The organism is Bradyrhizobium genosp. SA-3, assembly GCF_004212635.1.
In the GTDB taxonomy this organism is placed as follows: domain Bacteria; phylum Pseudomonadota; class Alphaproteobacteria; order Rhizobiales; family Xanthobacteraceae; genus Bradyrhizobium.
In genome coordinates this window covers 18,375-29,307 of sequence record NZ_PSRT01000110.1, presented here as the reverse complement: position 1 = coordinate 29,307, position 10,933 = coordinate 18,375, and the positions used below count along the sequence as shown (strand labels likewise).

The following is a 10,933-nucleotide window of genomic DNA, read 5'->3' as shown; positions in this document are numbered from 1 at the left end:
CGAAGCCGGCCGAACCCGCGCCGCAGCAGGCTCAGCCGCCGCAGGCACAGGCGCAGCCCGCGCAGCAGACCGCGGCCATCCAGGCCAAGCCCGCCGAAGCTACTGCTCCGACCGTCCAGGCCAAGCCGGCGGCAACGATCCTGCCGACCCAGGAGATGCCGGCCGCGCAGGGGCTGGATTAGGCGCGCTCGCAGTCGGATCGTTGTGAGAGGCGAGCCGCGCACCACACCCACAGTGTCGTCCTGGCGAAAGCCAGGACCCATAGCGCGAGGTCTATCGAGCGGGTGAGGTGCGAGTACCGAACTCCGAGTCTTCGCCAAACCACCCTCTGGGGTAATGGGTCCTGGCTTTCGCCTGGCTTTCGCCAGGACGACATTGGAGCAAAAGAAAAGGCGCCTGAGATTTCAGTCGCCTGTTGCATTCATGCAATCACCTCAGCTCCGCGGATAGCCCGCCGCGTCCAGGATCAAATTTGCCACCTCCTTCGGATGCGACACCAGCGACAGGTGGCCGGCATCGAGCTCGACCGTGGTGGCGTTCATGCGCTTGGCGAGGAAGCGTTCGAGATCGGGGTTGATGGTGTAATCGTTCTTCGACACTGCGTACCAACTCGGCTTGCTATGCCATGCCGCTTCCGTGGTGCGGCCGGCAAAGATCGAGGCCGCGGTCGGCCACTGCACTGCATAGAGCTCCCTGGCTTGCTCCGGCTTCACGCCGTTGGCGAAATATTTCAGGAAGGACTCTTCCGACAGCTTGGTGTAGCCGTCGCGCTCGACGATGCCGGCGCGCACCGGGCCGGTCGGAAACTGCTTCGACAGCGCGACGAAATCCTCATTCGCATCCGGCGCGCGTGCTGCGACATAAACGAGACCGGTGACCTTCGGATCGGTGCCGACCTGGCTGATCACGGTGCCGCCCCAGGAATGCGCGACCAGCACTGTCGGACCATCCTGCTCGGCCAGCGCGCGCTTTGTCGCCTCGACGGAGTCGGCAAGCGAGGACAATGGATTCTGCACGGCCGTCACATGCAGGCCTGCGGCCTGGAGGATCGGGATCACCTCCGACCAGCTCGACCCGTCGGCCCAGGCGCCATGCACCAGCACGACGTTCTTCGCCTTCACCGTCTGCGGCGTTTGCGCATGAGCGAGGCTGAGAGGGGCCGCCAGCAGGCTCGCGGCGACGAAAAGGCTGCGCCAAAGTGACATGATCGTTCTCCGTCTCGTTTTGTGTTCGATATCGAAAGGACGGCACGTGCAGTGTCGGCGTTACGCTTGGTCACCAACCCGTGACCGGCGCCTGTCCGGGCGCGCAGTGATTGCGCAATCGATGCAGCTATCGTGGTTTGTCGGTGGTCGGTGTCGCCGGCTCCAGAGTACATATTTGCACCGGACACGCAGGCGAGTTTGTGAAGTAACCGCGTTATCGTACAATGATGACCCGAACCTGTATTTCCATTTCGACCGAAAACCAAAGCCGTACACTGAACACGCAAAAAAACGCCCCGGGGCACCGGGGCGTTTTCGCAACCTGGAAGTCGCTTGGCTTAGGCGGCTTGCGCCGAGCTCTCGATCACCTGCGCCTTCGGGGCGCTGGTGTTGATCGCGATCTGGCGCGGCTTCTTGGCCTCGGGAATCTCGCGGACGAGGTCAACGTGAAGCAGGCCGTTCTCGAGCGAAGCGTCCTTCACCTGCACGAAATCGGCAAGCTGGAAGGCACGCTCGAAGGCACGCGCGGCGATGCCGCGGTAGAGCACTTCGGACTTCGAGTTCTCGTTGGCGACTTTCTCGCCCTTGATCGTCAGCGTGTTTTCCTTCGCGACGATGGAGAGCTCGTCCTTGGCGAAGCCGGAGACCGCAACGGTGATGCGGTAGGCGTTCTCGCCGGTGCGCTCGATGTTGTAGGGGGGATAACCGGGGCTGCCGTCCGAGCCGGCCTGGTCGAGCAGGCTGAAGAGGCGGTCGAAGCCGACGGTGGAACGATAGAACGGGGTGAGATCATAGCTACGCATGGTCAAGTCCTCCATTGAGCGACTGTTCGGGTAACCCGCCCGCCAATCGGGCCGGGCTTTCGTCTGTGTGCAGCCTGATGTTCCGGTTCCGAAACACTGGTAGCGGCCTGCACGAAAATGATATGGGTGGAACGAGACGGCGTTCAAGAGGGCGGCATTTGCGCCTTTTCGACGCTTTAGCCCCTTGATTTGCAGTACTTGCCGCCTATGACGCTGGTCTCGATCCCGTCCAATCCCGTCCCCGAAAACGTCGTCAGCGGCACCATCAAGACCCCCGATGGCGCCGAGCTGCGCTTTGCGCGCTGGGCGCCGCCGGCGGGCCGCAAGGGCACGGTCTGCGTCTTCACCGGGCGCAGCGAGCAGATCGAGAAATATTTCGAGACCGTGCGCGACCTGCGCGACCGCGGCTTTGCGGTGGCGATGATCGACTGGCGCGGGCAGGGCCATTCCTCGCGCCGCCTGCGCGATCCGCGCAAGGGCTATGTGCGCGACTTCGCCGATTTCGAGATCGACGTCGAGACCTTCGTGCAGCAGGTGGTGCTGCCGGATTGTCCGCCGCCGTTCTTCGCGCTCGCCCATTCGATGGGCGGCACGGTGCTGCTGCGCATCGCACATGCGAGCAAGCGCTGGTTCGACCGCATGGTGCTGTCGGCGCCGATGATCGACCTGCCCGGCCGCACCACGTCGTTTCCGGCCCGCGCGCTGCTCAAGACGATGCGCCTGTTCGGGCAGGGCGGCCGTTATGTCCCCGGCGGCAGCAGCCGCATCACCGGGCTCGATCCCTTCATCAACAATCCCCTCACCAGCGATCCCGTGCGCTATGCGCGCAATGCCGCGATCCTGGAGGAGGATCCGACGCTGGGGCTGGCGTCACCGACGGTGGCCTGGGCCGACGCTGCCTTCAGCGCGATGCAAACCTTCAAGCGCGTGAAATATCCGTCAGAGATCCGCCAGCCGATCCTGATGCTGGCGGCCTCCAGCGACACCGTGGTCTCGACCGCCGCGATCGAGGAGTTCGCCTATCATTTGCGCGCCGGCTCGCATCTCGTCATCGCGGGCTCGAAGCACGAGATCCTCCAGGAGCAGGACCGTTACCGCTCCCAGTTCTGGGCCGCCTTCGACGCCTTCGTGCCGGGCACGCCGCTGTTCAAGTGAGGACGGTGCACCCCCTCGCCCGTTGGGGTGAGGGGAGTCTCCGCAAGGATGATGAGAGTTGAGTTCGCGGAGAGTTCTTCATTCTCCGCCATTGCGAGGAGCTCGCGACAAAATTGCGTAGCAATTTTGCGCTGATGCGACGAAGCAATCCAGGCTGCCTGCGCGGAGACAGTCTGGATTGCTTCGCTTCGCTCGCAATGACGGTGCTCACAGCGTCTTCAGATACTCGATCAAATCGTAGCGCTCTTGCTCCTTGAGCACGCGGCCGATGGTGCCGTCCTTGCCGGGGCCCGGCGTGCCGTCGAAAGAGTGGCCGGCATTGCTGTTGCCGAACAATTCGGTGCCGTCAGACGCTCGCGTCGAGAAGCGCGACTGCCCGGTCTTGCAGCTCTCGCCGTCGGCGACCGCGAAGCCGACCTGCTTCGGATCGTAGTCGCGACCACCACCCATGCAAAACGATTTCGGGCGCTCGGCCGCGGGGCTCAGCATCCAGTAGAGCGAGGGCACCGATCCGTTGTGCAGGTAAGGCGCGGTGGCCCAGACGCCGTTGAGCGGGCGCGCGCGATACCAGGGCCCCGGCTCATTCTTCTCGGCCGGCTGCGGACCGGGATTGGGGCAGTTCTTACGCTTGCCCCACCAGGCCTGCTGAACCTTCGGGTCGATCTTGGCATCGTCCATCGCCTTGCGGCTGACGATGTCGACGAGCACCATCAGGCCGAGCGAGTACGGCATGTCGGTCGAGGACACATCCGGCAGATTGCAGCTCCACCAGGCATTGAGATTCTGCGTGGGATCGAGCTTGAGGAAGCCCGGCACCTGAACCGTGCGCGTCGCCAGCACGCTGGCTTGAGCCGGGTCGGTCCCCATGCCTTTGGCGCTCTTCTGAACCTCGTTCAGGAATTTGTCGTCGCCGATGGTTTCCCATCGTGAGGAGGACCAGATGCTTTGGGCCGGAAATTCGGCGTCGAACACGGGATCGTTGACCGGACCGAGATGGCATTCGACGCAAATCTCCGCGTAGAGCTTGCGGCCACGTTTGACGCGGTCGCCATCGATCCTCCAGGCATCATCGCCGAAGATGTCCGACGGCCATTTCGGTGATGTCAGTCCGGAGAGCTGCTTTTTCGGATAGGGAGCCGACCCCTTCAGCAGATCCTCGATCCAGTTCAGATTCTTGATATCCATCGACGAGCGGAACAGCCTGTCCTTGGGCGTAGTGTCGGACAGATTGAGCAGCGCGGTCACGCCCAGCGCTTCGCCGGCATTGCGGATCAGCGGCTGCTCGATGGACGCGTCATATTGCGCGAATTTGAGCCACGGCACGGTCCAGATCGGCGGGAAGCTGACCGGCGCGTCCTTGGCATGCAGATTCTTTTCGAAGCCGCTGAGGCCGCTGAGCGTCATGTCCTGGGCGAACACCTGATTGCCAATGCGGTTGAGCGCGTCGAGACGGCCGTATCCTTCCTCCGTGTCCTGCTGTGGCTCTTGCCGCTTCGTCTTCTCGTTGAACCTCGTCTTGCCGTCGATGGTTTTCGCGTAGGTCTTCTCCCAGTCGATCAGGAACGTGCTGATCGCGCGTAGCTTCTGCTTCAGCGCATCGCGATCCGCATCGCTGGCCGAGGCGCCGAGCACACGGTCGGCGAAGCGCGTAAAGCGGCCTGGCACGATCAGCGTATAGGCGATCGACAGGCCGGTCGTGACCTCGAGCTTTCTAAGGTCGGTCATCGCGGGGCCGCCGTCGAAACGGATGTCGATGCCCTTGTAGTGGATCTGGCCGGTGTGGCAGGCAGCGCAGGTCAGGCCGATCCGGTCCTCGCCGATCTGCCCGGTCGCAGGATCGGGTACGCCGGTCATGCGCGCAAAGCCGACGGGCAGGCCGTCGACGTTTTCGGCCTGGGCACCCCAGTTCACCGGCGGATCCCAGAGCCGCGCCGGCACCGGCTTCGTCTTGTCGTAGACGTTGGCATAGCCGAATTGGCGCAGCGTGGCGTTGTCGGTGTTGATCGTCTGCGGGCTCGGGATGAAGCCGAAGCGCTGCAGATGGTCGCTGTCATGCAGCATCCCGGGCTTTGCGAAGAAATGAAGCCGCGGCTGCTCGAGCGCCATGAACCAGCGATAGGGCACCGGGAAGGTCGCGGTGCCCTGGCTCGCGTGATGAAACCAGTGCCGGTCCTCCAGCGCCCAGTTCTGCTCGAGCCAGTACGCGGTCCGGGGTTCGACGTGCTCGGGCAATGGCGGCGCCACCAGGTCCCCGAGAATGCCTGGCAGCATGGGCTGGAATTGATCCGGAAAGCGCAGCGCCACGATGCCAAAGACGAGGAGCGCGGCGACGAGTCCGCCGGCAGCGCGCAAGATCAGTGAGGGCGGGGTGACGGGCTGGCTGACAACTCGCTGGGTGATCCTGTCAGGGAATTTGCGCTCGTTGAACAATGTCCTCACCTCGGTCACGCTGAGATAGCGGTCATCACCCTGACCCTTGCCCATGATCTTGAGCAGGATCGGCCATTCGAACTTCATCAGGATCGGGTAGTACCAGCGCGATTGATTGCCAGCGCGCTTGAGGTTGTCCTTCATGAAGGTCTGGATTTGCGAGGCGTTGAGCCCGGTCTCGGTGCCGCCGCCATCGGGATCGGTATAGGTGCCGCCGAAACTGGCGAGCCGCGCGATCTCGTCCTCGTTGACGCGACCGTCGACGCCGAGGATGCGCGAGCCGGCACCGAGCTTGTCGAGCGGGCCGCCGCGCAACATATTGAGCTGCGCGCCCCAAAAGATGCTTTGCAGGATGTGACAGGCGCCGTTGGCGATCAGCGCGACGCCGCGGACCTGGATGCGGGCCGAAACCTTCTTCACTCCCGTCTCGCCGCTTGCATTCGCGATGGTCTGTGACAGCGTCCGGAGCGGGACGGTCCCGCCATCGACGAAGCCTTCGCCGACGAGGCCGCGCAGGAATGGACAGGGATTGTTCGGCGAGACCTGGATCGAGGGGTCGAAGGGCGGCTTCGAAGCGCGGTCATGCATGGCCCAAATCCTGAAAACAGCGAATCGCAAAAAAAGACGCGCCGATCAAGCGCGGAAAGTCCTAACAAACCGACAGCAGATTATACTACTTCAGCGTGTGGTGAAGTGTGGCTGATTTCACTGTCCTGTCAACAACAGCGGGCGCGAGCAGCTTGCCGCGAAGGGCGGGACCGCGGCCGGTCCGTCAGGACTCGGCTGCGCGTTTGACGCCGCTCTGCACCAGGGTCAGCTTGCCGAGCGGCACGCCGGCCTTCAGCAGCCCCTCGCGGTAATGGGCGATGTCCTCGGGCCGCTTCCAGTGGAAGTTGCGCAAGTGCCTGTCGACGTTCAGGGTTGGATAATTCCCCATCAGCACGCCGACGGCCTCGCTCGCCTCGCCGCTTCGTCCCATTTGGGCCAATGCCGCGGCGCGAATCGCCAGCGCCTGCATGTGGTTCGGGTTGATGTAGAGCTGCTCGCGGGCCCATGAGAGGGTCGCGTCATATTGGCGCAACAGGTAGTGACTGAAGGCGTTCAGCGCCGCCCATTGGTAGCGCGGGTCGCTGTTGTCGCGCTGCGCCGCCATCGAGAACAGCTCGATCGCCTCGCGGTGCTCGCCGATGACGAAATGGCAGATGCCGAGCACGCCACGCGCGCCGTTGTCGTAGGGGTTGAGCGCGACCGCGCGTTTGGCGGCGTCCATCGCGGCCTCGTAATGCCCTTCCATCGCATGGGCCCAGGACAGGATCGAGAACGCGAATGAGGAGCGCGGGTCGAGCCGGACGCTGGTCTCGGCGAGGTTCATCGCCTCGGCCCACATCTCCCGCGTGCCCTTGACCCAGCCGAACTGGATGCTCTGGATCTGGATCGTGGCGAGATAGGCGTGCGCGATCGACAGCTTGGGATCGAGCCGGATGGCCTCGCGGAACAGCTCGACGGCGGCAGTCAGGTCCTCCTTGGTCTGCCGGTAGTAGTGCGACAGCCCCTTGAGGAAGCGGTCCCAGGCGCTCACGTCAGTCGAGAGCCGCGCCGGCGCCGAGGCCTCGGCGCGGACGATCTCGGTGGCGATGGCGGCGGACAGGTTGGTGGTGATCTCGTCCTGCATCGCGAACAGGTCACCGATGTCGCGGTCGTAGCGGCCGGTCCAGAGCTGCTCGCCGGTCTCCGGCGCGATCAGCTCGGCGGTGACGCGGATCTTGGCGCCGGCGCGCCGCACCGAGCCCTGGATCAGGTAGGTGGCGTCGATCTCGCGCGCGATCAGCCGAGTGCTCGTGTTCCTGCCCTTGAAGGCGAAGGTCGAGTTGCGGCTCAGCACGCGATAGAAGGATTGCAGCGACAGCGCGTGGATCAAATCCTCGGTGAGGCCGTCGGAGAAATATTCGTCCTGGGCATCGCTGAGATTGGCGAAGGGCAGCACGCCGACGATCGCGGTGCGGTACTGCTGCGAGAGGGCGGACGTCTCCCTCAGCTCGGGCGCGAGCGCCGGCGCGCCCTCGGGCGTCCAGGTCCAGACCCCGACCGCATCCTTGATGTTCTTGAAGCGATGGTTGCCGGCATCGGTGAGCGGCACGCTGAGATGCTTGCTCGCCTCGCGATGGGCCTTGGCCGAGATGGCGAAGCCGCCCGGGCTCGCCACCGATTCCAGGCGGACGGCAATGTTGACATCGTCACCGAACACTTCGTCCTCGTCGGCGATGACGTCGCCCATGTGGATGCCGAGCCGGAACTGCATGGCGCGGTCGGCCGGCAGATGCCGGTTGCGCTCCGCCATCAGCGTCTGCATCGCCATCGCGGCTTCAGTGGCGCCGACGATCGAGGCAAACTCGAGCAGGAAGCCGTCGCCGGTGTTCTTCACGACGCGGCCGCCATGATTGAGGATGATGGGGTGGATCGCGCTGCGATGGGCCTTGAAGGCGGCATGGGTGCCGGCCTCGTCGCTGCCCATCATGCGCGAATAGCCGGCGACATCGGCGCAGACGATGGCGGCCAGACGTCTTTCCATATCCCAGGAGCTCCAACGGATCTGCGACCGGCCACGGCGTGGCAGTCGCCTCGAATCCCGCATTTCAAGAACCCTGCCTTTATAGAGCAGATAAGGCGGCGCGAAAGTATGATCCGCATTGCAAATTCGAGGTAAATCCCACGCAATTGCGGCAGTGGACGGGGACGGGCGAACCGAATATGCCGCCCCTAGGCCGACGCGGGGACCTCACATGCTGGGCATTCACGAAATCTGGCTCTTCATCCTGTCGGGCGTGCTGCTCAACATCACGCCGGGCCCTGATACCGTCTATGTGATCGGACGCAGCATGCAGACGGGCTGGCGGGGCGGGGCCGCCGCTGCGTTCGGCATCAGTTGCGGCTGCTTTTTCCACGTCACGGCCGCTGCGATCGGCCTTTCGGCCCTGCTGATGGCCTCATCGACCGCGTTTTCGATCCTGAAGCTGGTCGGCGCGGCCTATCTCGTCGTCACAGGACTCCAGATGCTGTGGTCGCGCCCGGCGCTGGCCTCGGCCATCGACGAACCCGTGCGGAACTCGCTGCGGCGGGTGTTCCTCCAGGGTGTCTTCACCAACGCACTCAATCCCAAGGTCGCGCTGTTCTTCCTGGCCTTCCTGCCGCAATTCGTCGCAGCCGATGCGCCGCATAAACCGCTCGCCTTCCTGACGCTCGGCCTGATCTTCATCTCGACGGGCACGCTGTGGTGCCTGGTGCTGGCGGCGTTCGCGGCCAGAGCCGCCCATCGCTTGCGGCGCTCCGAGGGCGTGATCGCCTGGGTCAACCGCGCGCTCGGCGGCCTCTTCATCTATCTCGGCATCCGCGTCGCCATGCTGGAGACGCGGTGAGCGCACCTCTCCCTACGGGAGAGGTGAACTGAGTGTCACAGCCTATATCGATTTCCTGAGCCTTCAGGCGATTTCCTTCAGCAGCGCGCTGCCGGCAAGATAAAGACCGAGCAAAATCATCGCGATCAGGAACCAGCGGCGGAACGTTTCCGCCGGCATCCGCGCCCGCACTGACTGGCCGATGAACATGCCGGCAAAGGCCATGGCGAGGCCGACGGCGCCCGGCACGGCATTGGCTGGCGTCAGCAATCCGCCGGCGGTCAGGTTGAAGGCGAGCGCCAGCGTCGCCGTCGTGAAGAATACGCCGAGCGCCTGCACCAGCTCGTCCTTCTCCATGCCGATCGCCTGCATGAAGGGCATCGAGGGGATCACCTGCACGCCTGTCGAGGCCGAGATCACGCCGGTGACGACACCGACCACGCCGCCGACCCATTTCTCGTTCTCAGGCGCGACGCGGAAGTGGAATTTGTTCAAGCCGATCACGGCGTAGATGACGAGCAGGGCGCCGAGCACGATCGTGCCGTAGCGCGCATGGGGGCCGGTCAGCGCGCCGGCATTGAGCCAGCATCCGATCACGGTGCCGATCATCAGCGGCCACAGCCGCCTCACGATGTCGCGCAAGTGAGGGCCAACGAAGGTCTGCCAGATGTTGGTGACGATGGCGGGCACGATCACGATGGCGATCGCGCGGCTGGGCGCCATGCTCACCGCGAGCAGGCCGATGGACACGGTCGGCAGGCCGAGTCCGACCACGCCCTTGACGAATCCGGCGACCAGGAAGACGGCGGCGATGACAAAGAGGAGCGGGTCGATCATATCTGCACATTGACCGAAGCCGTGCGCCGGCACAATCTGGAGGTTACGGAGACAGCCTTCGTTCAGAACGAAGGCTAGAGCATGATCCGGACCCGGAGGGCCGCGTTAGCGCAAAGTGCGCAGCGGTTTTCCGACAAGATCATGCTCAAACAATAAGGTTGAGAGAAACCCGTCATGCGCTTCGATCTCATCGACCTCCAGCTCTTCATCGCGGTCGCCGACCAGCGCAGCATCACCCGCGGCGCGGAGCGCTCGCACCTGGCGCTGGCCTCGGCCAGTGCGCGCATCAAGGGGCTCGAGGACGCGCTCGGCGTCGCGTTGCTCAAGCGCGGCCGCCGCGGCGTCGAATTGACCGCGGCCGGCGAGAGCCTGCTCGATCACGCGCGCCTCGTCATCCACCAGATCGACGCCATGCGCGGCGATCTCGCCGGCTTTGCCAGCGGCGTGCGCGCCAGCGTGCATTTCCTCGCCAACACCTCAGGGCTCTCGGAACACCTGCCGAAGGCACTGGCCGGCTTCCTGCGCGAGCATCGCGACGTCGCCATCGACATCGAGGAGCGTGAGAGCACCGACATCGCGGCGGCGATCACCGCGGGCGCTGCCGATCTCGGCTTTGCCGCCGAGCACGCGCTGCCCGAGCATATCGAGCGCTTCCGCTTCAGCGAGGATCGGTTGACGCTGGTGACGTCGCGCCGCGGCCCGTTCGCCGGCCGTCGCCAGATCGACTTTCAGGAGGCGGGGGCCTGCGACTTCGTCGGCCTGACCAGCGCCACCGCACTCCAGATGCACATCTCGAAACATGCGGCGCGGCTCGGCATGCGCCCACATTTCCGCGCGCGCTTACGCGATTTCGACGCGATCTGCCAGATGGTCGCCGCCGATGTCGGCGTGGCGCTCGTGCCCGAAGCCGCCGCCCGCCGCTGCGCCAAGACGATGCCGCTCGCCATGGTCCGCCTGCGCGATGCCTTCGCCAACCGGAAGCTCGTGATCTGCGCGCGCAGCTTCAAGACGCTGCCAAGGCCGGCCAAGATGCTGGTGGAGCATTTAAGGGCGGCGGCGATGTGAAGGGGCACTTAAGGTGCTCCGCAGCGATGGTGCGCTTGCTTGCGGG

Annotated in this window: 8 protein-coding genes and 1 pseudogene; 4 read left to right on the top strand and 5 right to left on the bottom strand. The window is 64.6% G+C overall.

What is annotated here, in order from left to right:
- Window positions 1-182: pseudogene (locus CWO91_RS30860) on the top strand (hypothetical protein); the annotation flags it as partial.
- Window positions 183-434: 252 nt separating this feature from the next.
- On the opposite strand, the gene CWO91_RS30855 reads toward CWO91_RS30860, so the two are convergent.
- Together CWO91_RS30855 and CWO91_RS30850 are read right to left on the bottom strand one after the other, a co-directional pair.
- The gene (locus CWO91_RS30855; protein ID WP_130219040.1) at window positions 435-1,205 is read right to left on the bottom strand and encodes an alpha/beta fold hydrolase; all 771 of its coding nucleotides are present in this window, start codon (window positions 1,203-1,205) and stop codon (window positions 435-437) included.
- Between the two features lie 338 nt (window positions 1,206-1,543).
- Window positions 1,544-2,008, bottom strand: coding sequence for an Hsp20 family protein (locus CWO91_RS30850; RefSeq protein ID WP_165405838.1), 465 nt, complete (start codon window positions 2,006-2,008; stop codon window positions 1,544-1,546).
- Window positions 2,009-2,215: 207 nt separating this feature from the next.
- On the opposite strand from CWO91_RS30850, the gene CWO91_RS30845 reads away from it, so the two are divergent.
- On the top strand, window positions 2,216-3,163 hold the full coding sequence (locus CWO91_RS30845) for an alpha/beta fold hydrolase (protein WP_130219044.1): 948 nt from the start codon (window positions 2,216-2,218) through the stop codon (window positions 3,161-3,163).
- Window positions 3,164-3,370: 207 nt separating this feature from the next.
- Here the strand turns inward: CWO91_RS30845 and CWO91_RS30840 are convergent, their stop codons facing one another.
- Together CWO91_RS30840 and CWO91_RS30835 are read right to left on the bottom strand one after the other, a co-directional pair.
- Window positions 3,371-6,181 carry a di-heme-cytochrome C peroxidase gene (locus CWO91_RS30840; protein WP_130219036.1) on the bottom strand — a complete coding sequence of 937 codons (2,811 nt, stop codon included), beginning with the start codon at window positions 6,179-6,181 and terminating at the stop codon, window positions 3,371-3,373.
- Between the two features lie 184 nt (window positions 6,182-6,365).
- On the bottom strand, window positions 6,366-8,162 hold the full coding sequence (locus CWO91_RS30835; RefSeq protein ID WP_165405837.1) for an adenylate/guanylate cyclase domain-containing protein: 1,797 nt from the start codon (window positions 8,160-8,162) through the stop codon (window positions 6,366-6,368).
- Window positions 8,163-8,373: 211 nt separating this feature from the next.
- Between CWO91_RS30835 and CWO91_RS30830 the strand changes: the two genes are divergently transcribed.
- Window positions 8,374-9,006, top strand: coding sequence for a LysE family translocator (locus tag CWO91_RS30830; protein WP_130219032.1), 633 nt, complete (start codon window positions 8,374-8,376; stop codon window positions 9,004-9,006).
- A 63-nt stretch (window positions 9,007-9,069) separates the two neighbouring features.
- Here CWO91_RS30830 and CWO91_RS30825 read toward each other — a convergent pair whose 3' ends face one another.
- Window positions 9,070-9,822 (bottom strand): sulfite exporter TauE/SafE family protein, encoded by a 753-nt coding sequence (locus CWO91_RS30825; RefSeq protein WP_130219030.1) that lies wholly within the window; start codon window positions 9,820-9,822, stop codon window positions 9,070-9,072.
- Between the two features lie 174 nt (window positions 9,823-9,996).
- Here CWO91_RS30825 and CWO91_RS30820 point away from each other — a divergent pair, with 174 nt between their 5' ends.
- The gene (locus CWO91_RS30820; RefSeq protein WP_130219028.1) at window positions 9,997-10,887 is read left to right on the top strand and encodes a LysR substrate-binding domain-containing protein; all 891 of its coding nucleotides are present in this window, start codon (window positions 9,997-9,999) and stop codon (window positions 10,885-10,887) included.
- The last annotated feature ends 46 nt before the right edge of the window (window positions 10,888-10,933 follow it).

Coding starts and splice junctions, on each gene's coding strand:
- CWO91_RS30855 (WP_130219040.1), bottom strand. CDS start 1,205: ATGTCACTTTGGCGCAGCCTTTTCGTCGCCGCGAGCCTGCTGGCGGCC.
- CWO91_RS30825 (WP_130219030.1), bottom strand. CDS start 9,822: ATGATCGACCCGCTCCTCTTTGTCATCGCCGCCGTCTTCCTGGTCGCC.
- CWO91_RS30850 (WP_165405838.1), bottom strand. CDS start 2,008: ATGCGTAGCTATGATCTCACCCCGTTCTATCGTTCCACCGTCGGCTTC.
- CWO91_RS30840 (WP_130219036.1), bottom strand. CDS start 6,181: ATGCATGACCGCGCTTCGAAGCCGCCCTTCGACCCCTCGATCCAGGTC.
- CWO91_RS30820 (WP_130219028.1), top strand. CDS start 9,997: ATGCGCTTCGATCTCATCGACCTCCAGCTCTTCATCGCGGTCGCCGAC.
- CWO91_RS30835 (WP_165405837.1), bottom strand. CDS start 8,162: ATGGAAAGACGTCTGGCCGCCATCGTCTGCGCCGATGTCGCCGGCTAT.
- CWO91_RS30845 (WP_130219044.1), top strand. CDS start 2,216: ATGACGCTGGTCTCGATCCCGTCCAATCCCGTCCCCGAAAACGTCGTC.
- CWO91_RS30830 (WP_130219032.1), top strand. CDS start 8,374: ATGCTGGGCATTCACGAAATCTGGCTCTTCATCCTGTCGGGCGTGCTG.